The 24,064-nt window shown below is 40.8% G+C and carries 23 protein-coding genes; 20 read left to right on the top strand and 3 right to left on the bottom strand.

Going from position 1 to position 24,064, the window contains the following annotated elements:
- Positions 1-110 precede the first annotated feature (110 nt).
- The 4 genes from FTV41_RS04870 to FTV41_RS04885 all read left to right on the top strand — a co-directional run bounded on the left by FTV41_RS04870 (position 111) and on the right by FTV41_RS04885 (position 3,333).
- Positions 111-536, top strand: a complete 426-nt coding sequence (locus tag FTV41_RS04870; RefSeq protein ID WP_179996208.1) for a glycine zipper 2TM domain-containing protein — start codon at positions 111-113, stop codon at positions 534-536.
- A 245-nt stretch (positions 537-781) separates the two neighbouring features.
- Positions 782-1,306 (top strand): hypothetical protein, encoded by a 525-nt coding sequence (locus FTV41_RS04875; RefSeq protein WP_104852121.1) that lies wholly within the window; start codon positions 782-784, stop codon positions 1,304-1,306.
- A 223-nt stretch (positions 1,307-1,529) separates the two neighbouring features.
- Entirely contained in the window at positions 1,530-2,534 is a 1,005-nt protein-coding gene (locus FTV41_RS04880) for an LLM class flavin-dependent oxidoreductase (RefSeq protein ID WP_004973182.1), read from the top strand.
- A 244-nt stretch (positions 2,535-2,778) separates the two neighbouring features.
- Positions 2,779-3,333 carry a hypothetical protein gene (locus tag FTV41_RS04885; RefSeq protein ID WP_004973179.1) on the top strand — a complete coding sequence of 185 codons (555 nt, stop codon included), beginning with the start codon at positions 2,779-2,781 and terminating at the stop codon, positions 3,331-3,333.
- 114 nt (positions 3,334-3,447) lie between these two features.
- Here the strand turns inward: FTV41_RS04885 and FTV41_RS04890 are convergent, their stop codons facing one another.
- Positions 3,448-4,284 (bottom strand): pyruvate, water dikinase regulatory protein, encoded by an 837-nt coding sequence (locus tag FTV41_RS04890; protein WP_004973178.1) that lies wholly within the window; start codon positions 4,282-4,284, stop codon positions 3,448-3,450.
- A 155-nt stretch (positions 4,285-4,439) separates the two neighbouring features.
- On the opposite strand from FTV41_RS04890, the gene ppsA reads away from it, so the two are divergent.
- From ppsA to dnaB, 11 genes are all read left to right on the top strand, one after another.
- Positions 4,440-6,818, top strand: a complete 2,379-nt coding sequence (ppsA, locus tag FTV41_RS04895; RefSeq protein WP_004973175.1) for a phosphoenolpyruvate synthase — start codon at positions 4,440-4,442, stop codon at positions 6,816-6,818.
- Between the two features lie 74 nt (positions 6,819-6,892).
- The gene (locus FTV41_RS04900; RefSeq protein WP_004973172.1) at positions 6,893-7,690 is read left to right on the top strand and encodes an RDD family protein; all 798 of its coding nucleotides are present in this window, start codon (positions 6,893-6,895) and stop codon (positions 7,688-7,690) included.
- A 302-nt stretch (positions 7,691-7,992) separates the two neighbouring features.
- Complete coding sequence (gene cyoA / locus FTV41_RS04905) at positions 7,993-9,066, top strand: ubiquinol oxidase subunit II (protein WP_004973169.1); 1,074 nt, start codon at positions 7,993-7,995, stop codon at positions 9,064-9,066.
- A 3-nt stretch (positions 9,067-9,069) separates the two neighbouring features.
- Complete coding sequence (gene cyoB, locus FTV41_RS04910; protein ID WP_096900904.1) at positions 9,070-11,058, top strand: cytochrome o ubiquinol oxidase subunit I; 1,989 nt, start codon at positions 9,070-9,072, stop codon at positions 11,056-11,058.
- A 3-nt stretch (positions 11,059-11,061) separates the two neighbouring features.
- Positions 11,062-11,679, top strand: coding sequence for a cytochrome o ubiquinol oxidase subunit III (gene cyoC, locus FTV41_RS04915; protein ID WP_004973159.1), 618 nt, complete (start codon positions 11,062-11,064; stop codon positions 11,677-11,679).
- The gene (locus FTV41_RS04920) at positions 11,679-12,005 is read left to right on the top strand and encodes a cytochrome o ubiquinol oxidase subunit IV (protein ID WP_004973158.1); all 327 of its coding nucleotides are present in this window, start codon (positions 11,679-11,681) and stop codon (positions 12,003-12,005) included. Before cyoC ends, FTV41_RS04920 begins: the two co-directional genes overlap by 1 nt.
- A gap of 10 nt (positions 12,006-12,015) precedes the next feature.
- On the top strand, positions 12,016-12,894 hold the full coding sequence (gene cyoE, locus FTV41_RS04925) for a heme o synthase (RefSeq protein ID WP_004973155.1): 879 nt from the start codon (positions 12,016-12,018) through the stop codon (positions 12,892-12,894).
- Between the two features lie 354 nt (positions 12,895-13,248).
- Entirely contained in the window at positions 13,249-13,638 is a 390-nt protein-coding gene (gene rpsF, locus FTV41_RS04930) for a 30S ribosomal protein S6 (protein ID WP_179993783.1), read from the top strand.
- An 11-nt stretch (positions 13,639-13,649) separates the two neighbouring features.
- Complete coding sequence (rpsR, locus tag FTV41_RS04935) at positions 13,650-13,877, top strand: 30S ribosomal protein S18 (RefSeq protein ID WP_004719336.1); 228 nt, start codon at positions 13,650-13,652, stop codon at positions 13,875-13,877.
- Between the two features lie 9 nt (positions 13,878-13,886).
- Positions 13,887-14,333 carry a 50S ribosomal protein L9 gene (rplI, locus tag FTV41_RS04940; RefSeq protein ID WP_004973150.1) on the top strand — a complete coding sequence of 149 codons (447 nt, stop codon included), beginning with the start codon at positions 13,887-13,889 and terminating at the stop codon, positions 14,331-14,333.
- A 232-nt stretch (positions 14,334-14,565) separates the two neighbouring features.
- Complete coding sequence (dnaB, locus tag FTV41_RS04945; protein ID WP_004973149.1) at positions 14,566-16,011, top strand: replicative DNA helicase; 1,446 nt, start codon at positions 14,566-14,568, stop codon at positions 16,009-16,011.
- Positions 16,012-16,031: 20 nt separating this feature from the next.
- Here dnaB and FTV41_RS04950 read toward each other — a convergent pair whose 3' ends face one another.
- Positions 16,032-16,598: a hypothetical protein gene (locus tag FTV41_RS04950; RefSeq protein ID WP_179996264.1), complete on the bottom strand. Its 567-nt coding sequence runs from the start codon at positions 16,596-16,598 to the stop codon at positions 16,032-16,034.
- Positions 16,599-17,064: 466 nt separating this feature from the next.
- Between FTV41_RS04950 and alr the strand changes: the two genes are divergently transcribed.
- The 5 genes from alr to FTV41_RS04975 all read left to right on the top strand — a co-directional run bounded on the left by alr (position 17,065) and on the right by FTV41_RS04975 (position 22,973).
- A complete protein-coding gene (gene alr, locus FTV41_RS04955) occupies positions 17,065-18,141 on the top strand; it encodes an alanine racemase (RefSeq protein WP_179996209.1) in 1,077 nt (358 codons plus the stop codon).
- A 530-nt stretch (positions 18,142-18,671) separates the two neighbouring features.
- Positions 18,672-19,418, top strand: a complete 747-nt coding sequence (locus tag FTV41_RS04960) for a beta-ketoacyl-ACP reductase (protein WP_004973144.1) — start codon at positions 18,672-18,674, stop codon at positions 19,416-19,418.
- 51 nt (positions 19,419-19,469) lie between these two features.
- Positions 19,470-19,814, top strand: coding sequence for a phasin family protein (locus tag FTV41_RS04965; protein ID WP_179991079.1), 345 nt, complete (start codon positions 19,470-19,472; stop codon positions 19,812-19,814).
- A 125-nt stretch (positions 19,815-19,939) separates the two neighbouring features.
- Positions 19,940-21,712, top strand: a complete 1,773-nt coding sequence (locus FTV41_RS04970) for a class I poly(R)-hydroxyalkanoic acid synthase (protein WP_179996210.1) — start codon at positions 19,940-19,942, stop codon at positions 21,710-21,712.
- Between the two features lie 82 nt (positions 21,713-21,794).
- The gene (locus tag FTV41_RS04975) at positions 21,795-22,973 is read left to right on the top strand and encodes an acetyl-CoA C-acetyltransferase (RefSeq protein WP_179996211.1); all 1,179 of its coding nucleotides are present in this window, start codon (positions 21,795-21,797) and stop codon (positions 22,971-22,973) included.
- Positions 22,974-23,127: 154 nt separating this feature from the next.
- On the opposite strand, the gene FTV41_RS04980 is transcribed toward FTV41_RS04975, so the two are convergent.
- Positions 23,128-23,727 (bottom strand): hypothetical protein, encoded by a 600-nt coding sequence (locus FTV41_RS04980; protein ID WP_179996212.1) that lies wholly within the window; start codon positions 23,725-23,727, stop codon positions 23,128-23,130.
- Positions 23,728-24,064: the final 337 nt, after the last annotated feature.

Consider the following 24,064-nt stretch of genomic DNA (forward strand, 5'->3'; position numbering starts at 1 on the left):
AGAACACCAATCTCGTCTGCACTCTCCACATTTTAAAAGCGGCGCTTTGTTAAATTGAGCCCATCAAAATTGATCATAAATAAGTCCTGTAAATGGACATGGAGTTCAACATGAAACTTAATGCAATATTAATGACAGCAGCTTTAGCCACAGCTTCAATGCTCAGTGCCAACGTTTATGCAGACAATACTACGCGCGTTGCCGCAGCCAGTGCTTTAGGCAGTGTTGCAGGTACAGCTATTGGTAAAAATATGGGTGGTACTACGGGTGCAACACTAGGCGCTGCCTTAGGCGGTGCTGGTGGTGCAGCCGTGGCGAGTGATAAGCGTCATCGTACTGAATCTGCAATTGGTGGTGCTTTGGGTGGTGGTGCGGGTTATACCGTAGGTAAAAATATGGGCGGTACCAATGGTGGTTATATTGGTTCAGCTTTAGGTGCAGCAGGTGGTGCAGCACTCGGCAATAAAATCTCGAAAGATAAAGAATATGACCGCTATCAAGAACGTAAATGGAAGAAAAAACGCAACCGTCGTTAATCTTGAACGATAGGCATAGAGCAGCAAAAAAGCATCAACACAGGTTTGATGCTTTTTTATAGGATTAATTTTTCTTCATATATCAGTTCAAAAAAACGACCATAATCAATATGAAGAAATTTAGCAGTGCAATTACAAAGTCTTTACCAAACTTTGCAGATTTACCTCATTGCCCTTCACGATCTTTGCCATCTGTTTCTATATCTTCATTACAAAACATATTAATCAATATTTGGAGCATCCGCATGAAACTTAATCGTATTTTATTGGGTAGCGTTATCGCAAGTTCTGCCTTGCTTATGAGTACTGCGCATGCAAACGATACACGTGTTGCCGTAAGTTCTGCCTTGGGTGGTGCTGTCGGAGCAGCAATTGGTCAACAAATGGGTGGACAAACAGGCGCGATGATTGGTTCAGCCATTGGTGGTGCGGGCGGTGCTGCAGCTTCTGCCAATAAACGTGACCGTAACGGTGCCATGATTGGTGCTGCCTTGGGCGGTGCAGGTGGATATAGCGTTGGTCGCAATATGGCAGGCAACAATGGTGGCTATGTCGGTGCAGGACTCGGTTCTGCAGGTGGTGCAGTATTAGGTCAAAAAGTTAGCGAAGACCGTCGAGATGACCGCTATGACAACAAACGCTACGATGATCGTTATGACCGCCGCTATGATAGCCGTGGCTATCGCTACAATGACTACCGTTATAATGACCGTTACCGCAAAGACAATGGCTTACATTTAGGTCACTATAAAAATGGTAAACGTCGTTAATTTCTCACGATACTTCTAACTTCTTCAGCACCTTCGGGTGCTTTTTGTTTGCTGACTACTTGCTTGGATAAATGTTTTTTTATAAAGCGTGCTTTTTGGATGAATGTCGCGCGTTGTTAAATGGCAATATCTCATGACTCGCCCATATATCGAAAATTTTCGATATACAAAATCAGTGCAGCATCGTATGATAAAACTCTCTTTAATCAAGCTGGAATAAATGATGCGTTCCCTGCAAGACACAAAATTTGCCATTCTTGAACTCGCACCTGTACGTGATGATCAATCAGTACAGTTTTCACTGCATCATGCACTTGAATTAGCACGACACGCAGAACAACTCGGCTATGACCGTTTGTGGTTGGCGGAACATCATAATATGGATGGCATTGCCAGCTCAGCAACCGCAGTTCTTTTGGGTTATTTATTAGCAAATACGCAAAAAATTAAACTCGGTTCTGGCGGTATTATGCTCCCCAACCACGCACCGTTAGTGGTCGCTGAACAGTTTGGAACTTTAGCGACTTTATATCCTAACCGTATTGAACTCGGTTTAGGTCGCGCACCAGGCACAGATCAAGTGACCATGCGTGCGCTGCGTCGTGGGCGACAGGAAACTGAAGATCAATTTCCGCAAGATGTTTTAGAAATTTTGCATTACTTTAAAGATGCTGAACCACAACAACGTATTGTTGCTACGCCAGGACAAGGGACACACGTTCCTGTATGGTTGCTTGGTTCAAGTTTATTTAGCGCACAACTTGCTGCAAAATTAGGACTACCCTACTCATTTGCCTCACACTTCGCCCCGCGTATGCTTGCTCAAGCCATTCAGTTATATCGTGACAATTTTGAGCCTTCAGAATATTTAGAGCGGCCTTATGTGTCTATGGGTGTGCCAACAGTGGTTGCAGATACCGACCAAGAAGCAGAATTTTTGGCGACTAGTGCCTATCAGCGTGTTTTAGGTTTAATGCGTGGACAAAGCCTAAAACTCAAAGCTCCAGTCGAAAGTATGGATGGCTTATGGTCACCTGCAGAAAAAATGTCAGTTGATAGTTTTTATGCCATGGCGCAAATTGGCTCAAAGGCGACTGTCAAAGCAGGATTGGAAAACTTATTGGCGAAGTATGATGTCGATGAGTTTATTTTTACCTGTGACATCTATGACACAGAAAAACGCTTACATAACTTTGATTTGCTCATGCAAATGAAGTTAGATACTTAATTAGCTCCGACCTTGTAGTTCTATTGAGCTACAAGGTTTCATCAATTAAAAACATTTAAAATAAATAACTTAAATCCGTTTTCTTGTTCTCTTTCGCTTAAATCTCAGTAATCTCAGTTGAATTAATTTTCAATCTTTAGGAATGACTGGCTCGCCTGCACAAAAGACTTTACCAAACAGTACTGCCCCAACAAAATAGAGTAAATGTTCTAATTTATAAAATGAATAAATCAAGAGATTCAGCATGGTCAGTCCTAAACACGACGTACATAGACACGCTTTTCAAAACTGCTTGGCAGATTTTCAAGAATTCCAAGGCGAATGCATTCCTGCAACTGAAATCAAACAGCATGACTTCACAGGTTTACGCGTTGCAGTTATTGGTGCAAATCAGGACAGCGTGGCACAACTCGATAGAATTTGTCAGCAAGCAACATCTGTTCAAGTCTTTCAAATTGCACCGCATTTTGTCCTGCCAAGTACAGAACGTGGCATCCATCGCCTAATTAGCCATCCTTTGGTGTTTAAAAATCGACGTTTGTTTAATAACCGCGTCAAAAATATTTTGGCTTTACGCTTTTTAGATGCTCAAGTCAAAGACACGTGGCTTAAACGTCAACTCACACCAAACATTGCAGATACACATCAACGCTATTTTAAATCTGATCATTATTATTCAGCTTTACAACGCGAAAATTGCCATTTGATTACTTGGCCAATTGTCAAAGTCTGTGCACATAGCGTGCATAGTATTGATGGACAAGAACATCCAATTGATACCATTATCACTACATTTTAAGTCACACTAAAAGCATTATCATTTAAATAAATAGTAGCTTGATTTTTATTCTATTTAAATCCAATAAAAAAGAGCCAAAATAAAATTTTGGCTCTTTTAATACATATAGTTTCATTAACCAATACGACGTTTTAAACCTGTCATTTGTAAAACACGTGTTGAAATTTCTTCAATCGACATTTCTGAAACATTTAAATATTTAATCCCTTCTGAAATATAAATACCTTCAATCGCACGCAATTCCATTTGGCATTGATTAAAACTTGCATAACGGCTATTGGCTTTACGTTCAGTACGAATTGCCACAAGGCGTTCAGCATCAATCATCAAGCCAAATAACTTATGTTTATGCGGCTTTAATACGGCTGGCAAACGGTTGTCATCGAGGTCTTCTTCAGTCAATGGATAGTTCGCCACACGAATCCCGAACTGTAAAGAAAGGTAGATGGAAGTTGGCGTTTTACCCGAACGCGACACCCCAATCAGAATCAGATCGGCCTTGTCGTAATGGCGTGTACGTGCGCCATCATCGTTATCTAAGGCAAAATGCACCGCATCAATACGTGCCTTGTAAGATTCAGAATCTGTTACGGCATGCGTCTGCCCGACCAAAGTGGTTGGTGGTGTTCCTAACTCTTCAGAAAGCTTACTAATTAAGCCTTCAAATACATCTAAATTAATTGCTTTGGCAGTGTTGATAATGTCACGCACATATTGGTCAACCAAGGTATCAAACACCAAAGGTAATTGACCATCAATTTGTGCTCGGGCATTAATCTCTGCCACCACATTCATAGCCGCTTCTTCAGACGTAATATAAGGATGAATATGAATATCAAAGTCCACATTTGGAAATTGCGCTAAGAGTGAATGTCCAAGGGTTTCAGCCGTAATTGCAGTTCCATCGGAAATAAAAAAAACACTCCGCTTAATTTGTTTACCATCTGACATTAAAATTCTCCTTAAACATTTGTCTTAGTGCTATATAATCTTTATAGTAAACCGATCTTACATGACTGTCGCTTAGTAAAACCAAATTGCTAAGTAGATTTATTATAATTTCATGACAAGATAGTGATTAATACTGCAAAAGTGGAGTAACAACTTTGGAAGCGCGCGTAATTGGTCTGGAAAAATTAGGGAAACACGATGTTGAGCTCGTGGGTGGGAAAAACTCATCTTTGGGCGAAATGATCAGCCACTTATCTAATGCTGGTGTATCGGTACCAGGTGGCTTTGCAACAACAGCTGCTGCTTATCGTGAATTTCTCGAGCAAAGTGGCCTAAACGCTAAAATTCAAGCAGAGCTAAAAACACTCAATGTAGATGACGTGAATGCGCTTGCTGAAACTGGTGCAAAAATTCGTCAATGGATTGTCGACACTCCGCTTACTGCATCACTAGAACAAGAAATCCGAGTTGCTTTTGAAGCACTCTCTAACGGCAACCCAAACATCGCGGTTGCCGTTCGTTCATCTGCAACTGCAGAAGATCTACCAGACGCATCTTTCGCAGGTCAGCAAGAAACATTCCTAAACATCCGTGGCATTGACAACGTATTAATTGCCATTAAAGAAGTTTTTGCATCTTTGTACAACGACCGCGCGATTTCTTACCGTGTACACCAAAACTTTGACCACGATGTCGTTGCTTTGTCTGCAGGCGTACAACGTATGGTACGTTCAGAAACTGGCGCTGCTGGTGTAATGTTTACCCTAGATACAGAATCTGGTTTCCGTGATGCTGTATTCATTACTGCTTCTTATGGTTTGGGTGAAATGGTGGTTCAGGGTGCAGTTAACCCAGATGAATTCTATATTTCTAAGCCTTTATTAAAAGCAGGCAAACACTCAGTTTTACGTCGTAACCTTGGCTCTAAACACCAAAAAATGATTTATGGTGAAGAAGGCGCGGCTGGTAAATCTGTAGTTGTGGTCGATGTTGAAAAACAAGATCGCCAACAGTTCTCTTTAAATGATCACGAACTACAAGAATTAGCGAAACAAGCGTTAATTATTGAAGAACATTATCAAGCGCCTATGGATATTGAATGGGCAAAAGATGGTGATGACGGTCAAATCTACATCGTTCAAGCACGTCCTGAAACTGTAAAAAGCCGTGAAAACGTCGGTACTATGGAACGCTACCTATTGAAACAAAAAGGTACGGTCATTTGTGAAGGTCGTTCAATTGGTCAGCGTATCGGTTCTGGTAGAGTCCGCGTTGTAACGTCTATTAAAGAAATGGACAAAGTTCAGGAAGGTGACGTTCTTGTTTCAGACATGACTGATCCAGACTGGGAACCAGTGATGAAACGTGCTGCTGCAATTGTCACTAACCGCGGTGGTCGTACTTGTCACGCTGCAATTATTGCCCGTGAATTAGGCGTACCTGCAATTGTAGGTTGTGGTAATGCAACTGAAGTTTTGACTGATGGTCAGGAAGTTACAGTTTCTTGCGCCGAAGGCGACACAGGTTTCATTTATGAAGGTGCTTTAGATTTTGAAGTTCAAAAGAACTCAATCGAATCTATGCCTAAACTTCCGTTCAAAATCATGATGAACGTTGGTAACCCAGACCGCGCATTTGACTTTGCTCAAATTCCAAACGAAGGGATTGGTCTTGCACGTTTAGAATTCATCATCAACCGTATGATTGGTGTGCATCCTAAAGCATTGCTTAATATTGACAGCTTACCACGTGAAACACGTGCAGCAGTTATGGCGCGTACTGCGGGCTATTCATCGCCAATCGAATTCTATGTAGAAAAATTGGTTGAAGGTATTTCTACCCTTGCTGCTGCATTCGCTGACAAACCAGTGATTGTGCGTATGTCTGACTTCAAATCAAACGAATACGCAAACTTAATTGGTGGTAAGTTATATGAGCCAGAAGAAGAAAACCCAATGTTGGGCTTCCGTGGTGCAAGTCGTTATGTGTCTGACAATTTCCGTGACTGCTTCGAGCTTGAATGTCGTGCCTTGAAAAAAGTACGTGACGAAATGGGCTTAACCAACGTACAAATTATGATTCCATTTGTACGTACCGTTGCTGAAGCAAAACGTGTGATCGAATTGCTTGCGCTGAATGGTTTAAAACGTGGTGAAAATGGTCTGAAAGTGATCATGATGTGTGAATTACCAACCAACGCATTGTTGGCTGAACAATTCCTTGAGCACTTCGATGGTTTCTCTATCGGCTCAAATGACTTAACTCAGTTAACACTTGGTTTAGACCGTGACTCAGGCATTGTTTCTCACCTGTTCGATGAACGTGACCCTGCAGTGAAAGCATTACTTTCTATGGCAATTCACGCATGCCGTAAAGCAGGTAAATATGTCGGTATCTGTGGTCAAGGCCCTTCAGATCACCCTGACCTTGCACGTTGGTTAATGGAACAAGGTATTGAATCTGTATCTTTAAACCCAGACTCAGTTTTAGACACTTGGTTCTTCCTTTCTGAAGAAAAAGCTCAACAAGCGTAGTAAAACGTGTTAAAAGAAAACCCATGCACCTGCGTGGGTTTTTTTTCAAATTCATTTTTTGAGATTTTATATTTATGCAAATTTACTTGGCACGAAATAATCAACAAGCTGGGCCATACACCTTAGAGCAGCTCAACCAAATGCTCGCCAGCCAACAAGTGTTGCTGACAGATTTGGCTTGGCACCAAGGCATGAGCGAATGGAAAGCTTTAGGTGAACTCACCCAAGGTAAACTTGTATATGAACCACAAGGCTACGTCAGCACACCACCTGCCCCTGAACATTCACCTTTTCAAAATACAGATTACACGGCTACAAACACATCACGACCAAGCTCAGCATCATCAAATTCAAGAACACAGGCAACAAAAAATGAATTGGCGAGCATTAACCAACGTGCTTTAGCCAAAATTATAGACATGTTGTTATGGTTGCCTGCAGCAGCACTTCCCTCTTTTTTCTTAAATGCGGACCAGTTTGAACAATTGTCTGGTTTACAACAAAAAATGCAGGCAGCGACAACGTCTGATCAAGCCATGCAATTGCAAACTGAACTCTTTCAGCTCATTCCAATGCAAGCTTGGCAAGCGGTGGCAATTTATTTATTGATTATGCTGGGCATACAAGCCTTCCTGCTGGCTAAAACTGGACAAAGTATTGGCAAACGTCTGACTAAAATTAAGATTGTCGATGCTGAAACCGATGAAAAAGTCAGCCTAATGCGTGTGTTTACTATTCGCTCTATCATTTTCATTATTTTGAATATGATGTTTATGCCCTTCATCACAATTTTAGATTATGGCTTTGCATTTGGTGCAAAACGACAGGCTTTGCACGATAAACTCGCCAAAACCAAAGTCGTAAAGCAATAATTTGATTTTATTTATTCAGGGATGATTGATCATCCCTTTTTTCTTATAATATTGATAAATATAAATAAATTAAAATTAACACAAATAATTCCGAGTATAAAAATTGGTTTTTATTCCCTCCACTTAAAGCCGCTTTATGTGTAGCTTAGTTTGTCGATATCAGGCATAATGCCCTACAACGTAGCGGTGTCCGATGATTAAGAAGACTTTTTCATCTTTTTTGATGTCTTTTTAATCATGCGACACTTTAATCGCTATCCCATATTAAATTAGGGAATGGGACTCTTCACCGAGGTTGTAAAATGAGACAAACGATTTTAGCTGTATTGTCTTTATCTACGATGGCTGCACTCTTAACTGGGTGTGGCGGTGATTTAGTACTTCTGAACTCAAAAGGTCCAGTTGCAGCAGGTCAAAGTAACCTGATGATGACTGCGATTTACCTAATGCTATTGGTGGTTATTCCATCTGCAATTATGGCATTGTGGTTCGGTTGGAAATATCGCGCATCGAATAAAGACGCAGACTATCAACCAACATGGTCACACTCTACTGCAATTGAAATTGTAGTATGGGGTATACCTGTTATTATTATTTGTATTTTAGCTTGGTTAACTTGGTGGGGTTCCCACAAGTACGACCCTTACCGTCCGCTAGAATCCGAAAAAGCTCCTTTAACTGTTCAAGTTATTGCTGAACAATTTAAATGGATCTTCATCTACCCAGAACAGAACATTGCTACTGTTAACGAATTACGCTTCCCAGAGCAAACGCCTGTAAGCTTACGTTTAACATCTAACTTCACAATGAACTCGTTCTTTATCCCTGCATTATCTGGTCAGATTTATGCAATGGCGGGTATGCAAACTCACTTGAACGTTTTAGCAGACAACACGGGCGAATTCCGTGGTTTCTCATCTAACTACTCAGGTTATGGTTTCTCGCAAATGCGCTTTAAAGCTCACTCTGTAACTCAAGCTGATTTTGAGCAATGGGTAACAGCTGTTAAAGCAGGTCAAGGTACGACTATCAATCCTCAAGCTGTTCAAAAAACAGTTTTAGATCAAGCTGAATTTGCTTCTTTACGTGACGGTAACCGTTCACAGAAACAAATTGATGCAATGGTTCGTAACGCCAAAACTGAATTAGAGAAAAAACTTGCTGCAACGGCTTTAAAAGAAGGTCCATATAAGACTCAGCCACATCCTGTGACTTATTACTCTTCTGTTGAGCAAGGCTTGTTTGAATCAGTGATCAATAACTATATGAGTAACTACCATGGTGCTGACCATTCAGCTCCTGTAGTGGCTGGTGAAGCGCCTGCTTCTGAAACTCATGTAGCAGTTGAACATGCGACTGCTTCTCAAGGGGAATAAGACATGAGCTTATTAGGTAAGTTAGGTCCAGATGCAATTCCTTACGATCCAATCGTATTGGTAACTGTTGCAGCGATGATCTTAGGTGGTCTTGCAGCGATTGCTGGTATTACCTACTTCAAAAAATGGGGCTACTTGTGGAACGAATGGTTCACATCTGTAGACCATAAAAAAATTGGTATCATGTATATCTTTGTATCTGTAGTCATGTTACTTCGTGGCTTCGCAGATGCGATCATGATGCGTCTTCAACAGTTCCTTGCGAAAGGTGGTGGTGAAGGCTATTTACACCCAGAACACTATGACCAGATTTTCACCGCACACGGTGTGATCATGATCTTCTTCGTGGCAATGGGTCTTGTTGTTGGCTTAATGAACATCTCTGTACCATTACAGATTGGTGCTCGTGACGTAGCCTTCCCGTTATTAAACTCTTTAAGCTTCTGGTTATTCGCTGGTGCTGCAGGTTTAATGATGGTTTCACTTGCATTAGGTGAATTCGCTGCTACAGGTTGGATGGCTTATCCTCCTCTATCTGGTATCGAATACTCTCCAGGTGTTGGTGTTGACTACTATATTTGGGCACTTCAGGTTTCTGGTCTAGGTACGCTTCTTACTGGTGTTAACTTCTTCGTTACCATCATCAAAATGCGTGCGCCTGGCATGAAACTTATGGACATGCCTGTTTTCACTTGGACAACATTAGTTACTGCGGTACTTATCATTGCAACATTCCCAGTTTTAACTGCGACAATTGCAATGTTAACGCTTGACCGTTACTTCGGTTTCCACTTCTTTACGAACGACATGGGTGGTAGCCCAATGTTGTATGTAAACTTGATTTGGACATGGGGTCACCCAGAAGTTTATATCTTAGTATTACCAGCATTTGGTATTTACTCAGAAGTAACTGCGACTTTTGCTCGCAAAACATTGTTCGGTTACAAATCAATGGTGTACGCAACTGTTGCAATTGGTGTGTTATCACTTGTTGTATGGGTTCACCACTTCTTTACCATGGGTGCAGGTGCCAACGTTAACGCGTTCTTCGGTATCATGACCATGATTATTGCGATTCCTACTGGTGTGAAAATCTTCTCTTGGTTATTCACCATGTACAAGGGTCGTATTACCTACACTACCCCAATGCTTTGGACACTTGGCTTCCTTGTGACTTTTGGTATCGGTGGTTTAACAGGTGTATTAATGGCAGTTCCACCAGCGGACTTCCTTGTACACAACTCTTTATTCCTAATTGCTCACTTCCATAACGTAATTATTGGTGGTGTAGTATTCGCGATGTTCGCAGGTATCATTTACTACTGGCCAAAAATGTTTGGTTGGAGACTCAATGAAACTTGGGGTAAAGCAGCATTCTGGTTCTGGTTCTTCGGTTTCTACTTTGCATTCATGCCACTTTATATCCTTGGTTTCATGGGTATGACTCGTCGTTTGAATACATATGACAACCCAGAATGGGATCCATACTTGGCAATTGCGTTCTTCGGTTCTGTGTTAATTGCTATTGGTCTATTCTGCTTCGTTATGCAGATTGTGGTTGGCTTCCTACAACGCAACCAACGCTTAGACCTTACTGGAGATCCATGGGATGGCCGTACGCTTGAGTGGGCTACTTCTTCTCCAGCACCGTTCTATAACTTTGCTCACCTTCCAAAGATCAATGGTATTGATACTTTCTGGACTGACAAAGAAAATGGTGTTGCATACGCTCGTCCAACTAAGTATGAAGATGTCCATATGCCAACTAACCGTGCAGCTGGCTTCATAATTGCAATGTTTATTACAACTATGGGCTTCGCATTAATCTGGCATATTTGGTGGCTAGCAATCGTTACGTTCATTGCGGCAATCATCAGCTTCATCGTGAGTTCTTTCACGAAGAAAGTGGACTACTATGTTCCTGCTGCTGAAGTTGAGCGTATTGAAAACGAACGCTATGCGATCCTTGAAAAACACTTGAAGAAGGACTAAGACATGGCTGAAGTACTTCATCACGACAACCACGGACATGATGATCATCACCACGATGATACAGACATCACCGTCTTTGGTTTCTGGACCTACTTGATGAGTGACCTTGTAATTTTTGGTACACTTTTCATCGCGTTCGCTGTATTAAGTAGCCACGTTCCAGTAGGCACTCCAACAGCTAAAGATTTGTTTGGCGAGTCATTAGGCTTCGTTTTAACAGAAACTTTTGCCCTGTTGATTTCTTCTGTAACTTTCGGTTTTGCCGTTTTAGCTGCTTACAAGAAAGATGTTGCTAAAGTTCTAACTTGGTTAGGCGTGACTTGGGTTTTCGGTGCGATCTTTATTGGTATGGAACTTTATGAGTTCAACCATTTAGTTCACGCTGGACATGGTCCAAGTGCGAGTGCGTTCTTATCTGCGTTCTTTACTTTGGTTGGTACGCACGGTATTCACGTAACTTCAGGTTTAGTTTGGATGATCGTGTTAATGGTTCAAATCAAGAAATATGGTTTGACTATTCCGAACATGCGTCGTTTAGCTTGCCTAAGCTTGTTCTGGCACTTCCTTGACATCGTTTGGATCTGTGTATTCAGCGTAGTTTACTTGATGGGAGTTCTCTAATGAGTCACGATCACAACTCTGCTGGTGCATCACACGGTAACACTAAGCAATATACGATTGGCTTTATCCTTTCTGTTATCCTTACCATTATTCCTTTTGGTATGGTTATGGCAGGTGGTTTTGGCCGTGGTATTTTGATTACTGTTATTTCGATTACAGCAGTTGCTCAGATTCTTATTCAATTAATTTATTTCTTGCATATGAATTCTTCTTCAGAGCAACGTTGGAACGTGATTGCATTCGTGTATACCATTCTGACCATTGCCATCCTTTTGGTTGGTTCTGTATGGATCATGAACTACCTACACTACAACATGATGATCTAAACTGGTTGTCATGCTGAAAAAGTATTTATTCCTGACAAAGCCAGGAATTCTCTTTGGTAATTTTATTACCACTTTGGGTGGCTACTTTGTAGCTGCCCAAGGTTCTGTAGATTTCCTTCTCCTACTGCTTACTCTGCTTGGTACAACGCTTGTTGTCGCCTCAGGATGTGTGGTCAACAATATTATTGACCAAGACATCGACCAAAAAATGCAACGCACACAAAACCGTGCTTTAGTGAAAAAAACTGTTTCTGTTCCTATTGCGCTGATTTATTCAGTGGTATTGGGCATAATTGGTTTTAGCATTTTATGGTTTGGAGTTAACGCATACGCTTTTCTTTTTGCACTGATTGGTTTCGTGGTTTATGTCGGCTTTTACAGTCTATGGACCAAACGCACAACAATTCATCAAACCATTATTGGCAGTATTTCAGGCGCAAGCCCACCTGTCATTGGTTATACCGCTGTTGCAAATCAATTTGACTTAGCTGCACTACTTATCTTTTTAGGTTATGCACTTTGGCAAATGCCCCACTCTTGGGCGATTGCAATTTACCGTTTTGATGATTACAAAAATGCGGGGATTCCAATTTTGCCAGTTGCTCGTTCAATTTTACGAACGAAAATTGAATCACTAATTTATGTGGTGTTATTTACCGTTGCCATGAATGGACTGTTTGTATTTGGTTATGCAAACTGGCTATATCTGGTTATTTTGAATGCACTTTGTATTTATTGGTTCTATATTGGCGTCATTGGCTTCAAAGCAGAAAATGATCAATTATGGGCAAAACGCTTTTTCCTATTTTCGGTTATTTTAATTACTGTTGTGAGTTTATGTTTTAGCTTTACAGCAACCGCACCAAGCACGCAAATCATACTTTTTTAAAAGATAGAGTTTAGCTCTATCTTTTAATGGAGTGCCTACCCTCTCCACACTTCAATATTTAAATAATAACAATTTATCTGTCTTTGATTTATTCGTCCTTAATAATTTTCGAATTAAACACTCTAAAAGTTAGTGACATACAAATACAAAGTATAAAATTTAAATTCCAATCATAGATGCAAAATATTACATTCCCTTTTTACCCAAGCCGATCTTTTCTTAGACCAAGCCTTGTATTTACTTGGTAAAAGCTCTAAAATTCACGCTTCGCAATTTTGCGACACAACTTCGGTTGTGACTCCTTGCTTCTGGCTCAATTTAGTCAGGGGCTGCATAAACCGTAAGGAGCTGACAATGCGTCACTACGAAATCGTACTTTTGGTACACCCAGACCAAAGCGATCAAGTTGTGGGTATGGTAGAACGTTACCTAACTCACATCAAAGAAGCTGAAGGTCAAATTCACCGTTTAGAAGATTGGGGCCGTCGTCAATTGGCTTACCCAATTAACAAAATTCACAAAGCGCACTACATTCTTATGAACGTTGAATGTGGTCAAACTACGCTTGACGAGTTACAAGAATTGTTCCGTTATAACGACGCGATCCTTCGTAGCTTGATCATCCGTCGTGAAAACGCTATCACTGAAGAGTCATTATTGGCTAAGAGTGCTGAAGAAAAACGTGCGCGTAAAGCTCAACGTGAAGAAGCACAACACGCTAACCAAGACTCTGCTGAAGCTTAAGGAGAACATCAATGGCACGTTTTTACCGTCGTCGCAAGTTCTGCCGCTTTACAGCTGAGAACGTTACGTACATCGACTACAAAGATATCGATACACTAAAACAGTACATCACTGAAAATGGCAAGATTGTTCCTAGCCGTATTACAGGTACTAAAGCTCGTTACCAACGTCAATTAGCGCTTGCTATTAAACAAGCTCGCTACTTAGCGTTGATCCCTTACACTGACAATCATAAGTGAGGTTGAGCTGTGGATATTATCTTATTACAACGCATTAAGAACCTTGGTAAATTAGGCGATAAAGTTTCAGTTAAAGCTGGTTACGGCCGTAACTACTTGATCCCTCAAGGTAAAGCAGTTGCTGCAACTGAAGCAAACACTGCTGCATTTGAAGCTCGTCGTGCTGAACTTGAGAAGCAAGAAGCTGAAATTTTAGCTGCTGCTCAAGCACGTGCTGACCAATTGAACGAAGTTAACATCGTAATCACTGCTAAAGCTGGTGATGAAGGTAAACTTTTCGGTTCTATCGGTACTCGTGACATCGCTGACGCGTTAACGAATGCTGGTCTTGAAGTTGACCGTGCAGAAGTTCGTTTACCAAACGGTGCGCTTCGTCACACTGGTGAATTCAACATCGCAATCCAATTGCACCATGATGTTGTTGCTGAAGTTCTCGTTACTATCGTATCTGAGTAATTTGCTGCAAAAGAAAAGAGCATGCCTAATCGCATGCTCTTTTTTTGTCTTTAGAATATACGATTAGTACAATTTTCCTAAATCGTCCTGCACGCTTTGACTTATCCTTCGCCAAAATCTACTCGCTTTTTTTTCTAGAGGGCGTATCATCGGGAAGTGGAAAGAATATGAGTTTCAAATTCTATCCCAGTGCATTATTCAGCATTTACTGTTTTAAAAATCAGGGATTTATATGTCACAGGCGACTGCTAGCGCAAAGCAACATACTGCAAAGTCTGATCTAAAACCAAATGAGAACAGCCCGCTTAAAGAGTTTCGTACCCCACCGCATAACTTAGCCATCGAACAAGCTGTTTTGGCTGCGTTAATGACTGTGGCCGAATCTTTTGAACAAGTGGGTGATGTGCTACAAGAATCTGATTTTTACGCGACACGCCACAAATATATTTTCCGCGCCATTGATTCTTTGTCTAAAGAAAACTCACCTTATGATGCCGTATTGGTGAATGACTGGCTGATTAAACAAAATTTACTTGAAGCTGCAGGCGGGGAAGAATACTTAATGCAGCTCATGGCAGACTCGCCTTCTAGTTTTTATAACCTAGAAACCTATGCCACGAAAATTAAAGAATTCTCGACCCTCAGAAACATGATTAAAGTCAGTTCTGAAATTTTACAAAATGCCTATGACACCAAAGGTCGTAGCGTAAGTGAAATTTTAGACTTGGCCGAAACCAATATTTTCCAAATTGCCGAACAACATAATAACAATGCCAAAGCACAAGGCCCAAAAGCCATTTCGAGCGTGGTTGCCGATGTATTCGACAAACTTGATGAACTTTCTAAAATGGAAGGTAACATCACAGGCTTAACCACAGGCTTTGTGGAGTTAGATAATAAAACTTCGGGCATGCAAGCGGGTGACTTGATTATTGTCGCTGCGCGTCCATCTATGGGTAAAACCACCTTTGCCATGAACTTGGTCGAAAGTGTTTTGTTTAACAATGATTTGCCTGCCCTTGTCTACTCTATGGAAATGCCTGCAGACTCAATCGCAATGCGTTTGATTTCTGCATACGGCAAAGTGCATCAAGGGAACTTACGTTCAGGTAAACTCAGTGGCGATGAATGGTCAAAAGTCACAGGCACGATTTTACAACTGCAAGAAAAGCATTTGTATATTGATGACTCATCTGCCCTACCACCTACGGAAGTACGTGCACGTGCACGACGCATTGCCAAACAACATGGCGGTAAAATTGGCTGCATCATGGTCGATTACTTGCAGTTAATGAAAGTTCCAGGCATGGGCGATAACCGTGTCGGCGAAATCTCAGAAATTTCACGTAGCTTAAAAGCCTTGGCCAAAGAGATGAACTGCCCTGTGATTGCTTTGTCACAGCTCAACCGCTCATTAGAGAACCGACCTAATAAACGCCCTGTGATGTCTGACTTGCGTGAATCTGGTGCAATTGAGCAGGATGCGGATTTAATCATGTTTATTTACCGCGACGAAGTTTACAATAAAGAATCTAAAGAAGCAGGTACTGCCGAAATTATTATTGGTAAACAGCGTAACGGCCCAATTGGTACGGTACGTCTTGCTTTTGAAGGGCAATATACCCGTTTTAGTAATTTATCTCCTGAGTATTATGCTCAGTATGATGATGAAGAGTAATGCTTGCATTGCTCTTTTTATTAAAACCATGATTTAATCTGACTTATTAACTTTGCCCACCATAGTTTCCAGCTTGAGAGTAAATTCCAATCTTGGCTATTTTCTTCCATTTCAAATGATGGAAATGCTTTATTTAGTTGCTCGCATGTCGGATACTTTTGTTGCAGTTGCGCCAAATAATGTGTCTGATCATAGTCTATAAAACCATCTAAAATCCCAACCTCTGCTCTATCGCCTGTAGAACAATTTGATGTCTGCTTATTCCAAGCTAAAAATGGGGCAATCGGTTTAGATAAAACAAACTGGTCATTCTTACAGTTTAATGCTGCAAATGAAATTACTCGATATTGCTGGGGTTTAGCACCATCTGGTGCATAAGCTAAACCAATAATTAATTGGTTTTTAGCTGTACTTTTACCTGAAAATCCACTGTACCATTGGGTGGGCTTTTTATATTTAACTTCATCTAGTATTGAGCGAAAAATAAATTGACCTGAACTAAGTTGAAAGATGAAGTCTGAACTCCCCTGTACTGCCAGTGAACCTTGGTAACGGGCAATAAAAACGTCATTGGGTGAATGTGGCATACAAGCCATAACTGACTGACAAAAAAATAAAGTACTCCATCCCAGATAACAAAATATTTTCATCATTTATTCAACATATCCAAGTTTAAAATGCATTGTTTAATCTCTCTTTGAGTTCATTTAAATTACGAACCCACTCTCCACAATCATCTGAATCTTGCCATAACTCGTACAGTTTAGAATTTCCTGAGTGAGAGCATCTAACACCATAATAGCTTTTAGAACGTATAGTTTTATATGAAAAATAAAGCCTGAAACTTTTACAAATTATTTGCAATCAATAACCTAATAGATTTTTCGATCTTAAGTTAATTTATGATCAAAAACTTAAATGTTCATGTCTATTTGAGGTTGATAGGTCTACAATAGTGAATATTTTTAAATAGAACTATTTTTAGTATTTATTTATCACTCCACAGTGTATCTAACACAAATTACCAATTGTCATTCCCAAGGAGTAACGAGGGTGCGCCAAGCAACAGTTTATATTGACAGTCAGGCACTGCAATATAATTTAAACCGTGTCAAACAACTTGCCCCAACAGCGAAAATTGTTAGCATGGTCAAGGCCAATGCTTACGGACATGGTGTAAAAGACTGCTTAGCAGCTTTAAAAGACAGCGATGCCTTTGGTGTCGCTTGCGTTGAAGAAGCCTTAGAAATTCGTGAATTGGGATATACGCAGCCCATCACCCTGATTGAAGGTGTTTTTTCTGCCGATGAAATGCAAAGTGTGTTGGCACACAAATTGGAATGTGTAGTGCATCATCAAGCACAGCTCGATTGGCTACTACAACATAAAGCTGATTATATCGCACAAGGCTTAAAAGTCTGGGTCAAACTCAACAGCGGCATGAATCGTTTAGGTTTTAAAATTCCTGAAATTATTGATGTGATTCACATGCTCAAAGCCGAAGGTTTTACCTGTGTGTTGACCATGCATTTTGCCAATGCCGATGGTGATCATGCTTTAAATGATCAACAAGTCGCGCAATTTTTGCATGTCAAAGACAATTGCAGCCCTATTCTTGCTTCTTGCTGTAACTCTGCTGCAATCTATCGTTATCCCGAATTGCATTTTGATTATGTACGCCCAGGCATTATGCTTTACGGTGCAACGCCTTTTGCCGCACATAATGTGCATACACTCGACTTAAAGCCTGTGATGACGCTCAGTGCAGAAATTATTGCTCTGAATCAAATAGATGCTGGCGAGCATGTGGGCTACGGCTCAACCTTTACCGCTGAACAAAGCATGCAGATTGCCATTGTTTCAATTGGTTATGGCGATGGCTATCCACGCACATTTACTCAACCGAATTTTGTGGCGATCAGCTCAAAACTCACACCTGTTCTTGGGCGTGTATCTATGGACATGATTGCCATTGATGTCACAGGTTTAGACGTTGAATTAGGCACACAAGTTGAACTATGGGGCAAACACCGTTTGGTGGATGATGTTGCCACAGCCAATGGTACGATTGGCTATGAGTTGTTGTGTCGTTTAAGCCCTCGCCCACAGCGCAAGGCAACCAGCATTTAACTTTCTTTTTTCGATCTGTTGCATGTAGCAGTTTTGCTGCATGCAATCGTCTAAGCCATTCTCTTTTTCTTTCTTATATTTTTCTTTTCGCTTTTTATTTTCTTAAATTCACTGTATTTCCATTCATATTGATAAAAATTTGTGGTCACCCACATTTGCATTTAGCGCTTTACAGTCATCCAAATATTTAGCTGAAAATCACACTCAAAATCTCAAGAAAAAACAATATGCTCGCGCACTGTCTTTAAACTGCCACATCGCTTCAAATTCATGGATTAATCACATTTCACCAGTTCTCAGAAGTTTGTGCTGCGCGCTACGATGAATCAATGACTTCACGACTATTTAAGCCATTTATAAAAGCATCCACATGATAAGAAAATAATCTATTACCAATATTTGTTTACTTTTGACTTCAAAGCATCATCAAACTGCAGCCTCTTTGAAATATAAAACGCTTAATTTCTAAACAAGAATAAAGAGGAAAAACTCCTTAATTTTTATAACCTTATTCTGCTTAGGAAAAGAATATGTCTGAACAAAAAGTAGCTTTAGTGACGGGTGCATTAGGTGGTATTGGCAGTGAGATTTGCCGTCAACTGGTTACAGCAGGCTATAAAATTATTGCAACGGTTGTACCAAGAGAAGAAGATCGCGAAAAGCAATGGCTTAAAGACGAAGGCTTTACAGAAAGTGATGTGCGCTTTGTTTTAACCAACTTAAATGAGCATGAAGCGGCTACAGCAGCCATTCAAGAAGCAATTGATGCTGAAGGTCGTGTAGATGTGTTGGTCAACAATGCTGGTATTACCCGCGATGCAACTTTCAAAAAAATGAGCTATACGCAGTGGTCTGAAGTGATTGAAACCAACTTAAAAACACTTTTTACCGTGACTCAGCCTGTATTTAACAAAATGTTAGAACAAAAGTCTGGTCGCATTGTGAACATTAGTTCGGTGAACGGTTTAAAAGGTCAATTTGGTCAAGCCAACTACTCTGCAACTAAGGCAGGCATCATCGGCTTTAGCAAAGCTTTGGCGCAAGAAGGCGCACGTTCAAATATCTGCGTGAACGTCGTTGCACCAGGTTATACCGCAACCCCGATGGTCACAGCCATGCGGGAAGAAGTAATTAAAAGCATTGAAGCACAAATTCCTCTGCAACGTCTTGCCGCCCCTACCGAAATTGCGGCAGCAGTTATGTATTTAGTGAGTGATCATGCTGCATACGTAACAGGCGAAACCTTATCAATCAACGGCGGCTTATACATGCACTAAGCGTGTAACACCTCATTTTAATCTACAAGTTTATTTACTGGAGTGACACCCATGCTATACGGCGACTTATTTTCAAACATGAATGCTCAATACAAAAACGTGTTTGAACCGTACACCAAATTCAACAGTATAGTTGCAAAAAATTTTGCTAACTTAACCAACCTACAATTAGAAGCAGCACGCAACTATGCCAACATTGGTTTAGCACAAATGTTTGCCAATAGCGAAGTGAAAGACATGCAAAGCATGGTGAACTGCACCACCAAGCAATTAGAAACTATGAACAAACTCAGTCAGCAAATGATTGAAGATGGCAAAAAATTAGCAACACTGACTTCAGAATTCAAAGCAGAATTTGAAAAGTTAGTCAGCGATTCAATGCCAAATAATAAATAAACACTGCTCTGAAAACCATGCGTTATCAGGACGAATGTTACGGGGAAGTGTGAAAATTTCCCCGTTTTAGTTTCAGCCTTGCACTCAATTTGATTGCTAAAAGCCATGTGCTATGGAGCGATGAAATGAACCAGAACTCATTTCAATTCAAAGAAAATATATTACAATTTTTCTCTAGCCACGATGATATCTGGAAAAAACTACAAGAATTTTATTATGGGCAAAGCCCTATTAATGACGCCTTAACACAGCTCAACAAAGAAGATATGTCTATGTTCTTTGAAGCTTTGTCTAAAAATCCAGCACGCTTGATGGAAATGCAATGGAGCTGGTGGCAAGGTCAAATGCAAATCTACCAAAATGTGATGATGCGCAGTGTGGCAAAAGACATCGAACCATTCATTCAACCTGAAAGTGGTGATCGTCGTTTTAACAGCCCATTATGGCAAGAACAACCCAATTTTGACCTGTTATCGCAGTCTTATTTGCTGTTTAGCCAACTGGTACAAAATATGGTGGATGTCGTAGAAGGCATTCCAGACAAAGTGCGTTACCGCATTCACTTTTTTACCCGTCAAATGATTAATGCTTTATCACCAAGCAATTTTCTTTGGACTAACCCTGAAGTGATTCAGCAAACCATTACCGAACAAGGCGAAAACCTTGTCCGTGGTATGCAAATTTTCCATGATGATGTGGTCAATAGCGGAAAATATTTATCTATTCGCATAGTCAATAGTGACTCTTTTAGCTTGGGTAAAGATTTAGCCTATACACCAGGCGCAGTGGTCTTTGAAAATGAAATTTTCCAGTTGTTGCAATATGAAGCAACGACAGAAAATGTATATCAAACCCCGATTCTAATCGTGCCGCCATTTATTAATAAATATTATGTGCTGGATTTACGCGAACAAAACTCGTTGGTGAACTGGTTGCGCCAGCAAGGTCATACAGTCTTTTTAATGTCATGGCGTAACCCAAATGCCGAACAGAAAGAATTGACTTTTGCCGATCTCATTACACAAGGTGCAGTAGAAGCTTTGCGTGTAATTGAAGAAATTACCGGTGAAAAAGAGGCCAACTGCATTGGCTACTGTATTGGTGGTACGTTACTTGCTGCGACTCAAGCCTATTACGTGGCAAAACGCCTGAAAAATCACGTAAAGTCTGCGACCTATATGGCCACCATTATCGACTTTGAAAACCCAGGCAGCTTAGGTGTATTTATTAATGAGCCTGTGGTAAGTGGTTTGGAAAACCTGAACAATCAATTGGGTTATTTCGATGGTCGTCAGTTGGCAGTAACCTTCAGTTTACTGCGTGAAAATACGCTGTACTGGAATTACTACATCGAAAACTACTTAAAAGGCAAAGAACCTTCTGATTTTGATATTTTATATTGGAACAGCGATGGTACGAATATCCCTGCCAAAATTCATAATTTCTTATTGCGTAATTTGTATTTGAACAATGAATTGATTTCACCAAATGCCGTTAAGGTTAATGGTGTTGGCTTGAATCTATCTCGTGTAAAAACACCAAGCTTCTTTATTGCAACGCAGGAAGACCATATCGCACTTTGGGATACTTGTTTCCGTGGCGCAGATTATTTAGGTGGTGAGTCAACCTTAGTTTTAGGTGAATCTGGACACGTAGCGGGTATTGTTAATCCTCCAAGCCGTAATAAATACGGTTGCTACACCAATGCTGCCAAGTTTGAAAATACCAAACAATGGCTAGACGGTGCAGAATATCACCCTGAATCTTGGTGGTTGCGCTGGCAGGCATGGGTCACACCGTACACTGGTGAACAAGTCCCTGCCCGCAGCTTGGGTAATGCGCAGTATCCAATCATTGAAGCGGCACCAGGTCGCTATGTTTTGGTAAATTTATTCTAAACGGTCATATAACAACAGCCATGCACATGCTATATATCATGTGCATCCACAGAAACATGAACACAAAATTTAAGGATATAAAATGAAAGATGTTGTGATTGTTGCAGCAAAACGTACTGCGATTGGTAGCTTTTTAGGTAGTCTTGCATCTTTATCTGCACCACAGTTGGGGCAAACAGCAATTCGTGCGGTTTTAGACAGCGCCAATGTAAAACCTGAACAAGTTGATCAGGTGATTATGGGCAACGTACTCACGACAGGCGTGGGACAAAACCCTGCACGTCAGGCAGCAATTGCTGCTGGCATTCCAGTACAAGTGCCTGCATCTACCCTGAATGTCGTCTGTGGTTCAGGTTTGCGTGCGGTACATTTGGCAGCACAAGCCATTCAATGCGATGAAGCCGAGATTGTGGTCGCAGGTGGTCAAGAATCTATGTCACAAAGCGCACACTATATGCAGCTGCGTAATGGGCAAAAAATGGGTAATGCACAATTGGTAGACAGCATGGTGGCTGATGGTTTAACCGATGCCTATAACCAGTATCACATGGGTATTACCGCAGAAAATATTGTAGAAAAACTGGGTTTAAACCGTGAAGAACAAGATCAACTTGCATTGACTTCACAACAACGTGCGGCGGCAGCCCAGGCAGCTGGCAAGTTTAAAGATGAAATTGCCGCAGTCAGCATTCCACAACGTAAAGGTGAGCCTGTTGTATTTGCTGAAGATGAATACATTAAAGCCAATACCAGCCTTGAAAGCCTCACAAAACTACGTCCAGCCTTTAAAAAAGATGGCAGCGTAACTGCAGGTAATGCTTCAGGCATTAATGATGGTGCAGCAGCAGTACTGATGATGAGTGCAGACAAAGCTGCAGCATTAGGCCTACAACCTTTAGCACGTATTAAAGCCTATGCAATGTCGGGTATTGAGCCTGAAATTATGGGTCTTGGCCCTGTTGAAGCGGTTAAGAAAACCTTAAATAAAGCAGGCTGGAGCTTAGATCAGGTCGATTTAATTGAAGCCAACGAAGCCTTTGCCGCACAAGCACTAGGTGTTGCCAAAGAATTAGGCTTAGACCTGGATAAAGTCAACGTCAATGGCGGTGCAATTGCATTGGGTCACCCAATTGGGGCTTCAGGTTGCCGTATTTTGGTGACTTTATTACATGAAATGCAGCGCCGTGATGCCAAGAAAGGCATTGCAACCCTCTGTGTTGGCGGTGGTATGGGTGTTGCACTTGCAGTTGAACGTGACTAAGTACACCATTGCATCGAATCTTGAAACTTGATCAAGATTGACAATAAATTCAATACATAATGGGAGCTCAGGCTTCCATTATTTTTTTAGATGCGTGCCAGACTGAATAGCCACTAATTTTATCGACAAGTTCAAAGCAGGATGAATTTTCGCTTTAATCCACAGAAAGTAAATGCTGAATGTGGTCGCTAAAATGATAAAAATTCATGCTATCTGGTTGTTGTTTAAGTTGCTGCCATGCTTCAGCCAGTGATAACCAACCTAAATCTTTGAGCAATTGCACAATAGTTTCCACTTGGGCTACTGTCATGTCCTTAGATTGTTTAAGTCGAATTTGTCGATCTAACTCTTCCAGCTTTTGCCCCAATTGAAAGAATAAAAAAATATTTTGCGGCTCAGCTTCTAGAACATCGTGGCAGTCTTGCACCACATCACAAATATAAGCAGCATTGTCACGGGCATTTCGAATGAGGCGTATCAATTCTGTATAGGCTTGAGGTGATAACACATCTGCTAAATTATGAATTTTTACGCTACTTTGCTGGAATTGCATGGCAAATGACGCGGGTTGCTCTTCATTTAAAATTAGCTCATTTAGAGATGCAGCATCAAAAGCAGGTAAACAAAAAGCATGTGCATAGCTTAAAGCAGCCGCATTTTGTTTAAAGGGAAATTGCTGACATAAATATTGAATACGGGTTAAATAGCGGGCTAACCAAAAAATTTCTCGTGCATCGCTGCTAGATAAATTCACGGTTGATTGTTCCTCCTTATTTCAAGTTAGGTTTTGTCCAAATTGTGTGCTTAATTAAACTACAGCACCATAAGGCAATACGTGTTTTTATTTACATAAACCCGCCTCAAACACACAAGAAAAAGACTTGACCTTACTTAAAGCATACAGTTTAAGCTTGCTTATTAAAAAGCACCCTCTCAAATCACCCGAAATTCTGAGTTGTCTTGCATCAATCACATACTTTTTCACATAGTTTAATCTAATTTAAAATACGTTAATCCTCTGAACTCACTGCATAGATGCATGATCTGAATATGTACTGCACCGCCCTTTTTGAGTAAAAAACTTGCTAAAC

Source organism: Acinetobacter sp. YH16051 (assembly GCF_013417135.1).
Taxonomy (GTDB): Bacteria; Pseudomonadota; Gammaproteobacteria; order Pseudomonadales; family Moraxellaceae; genus Acinetobacter; species Acinetobacter towneri.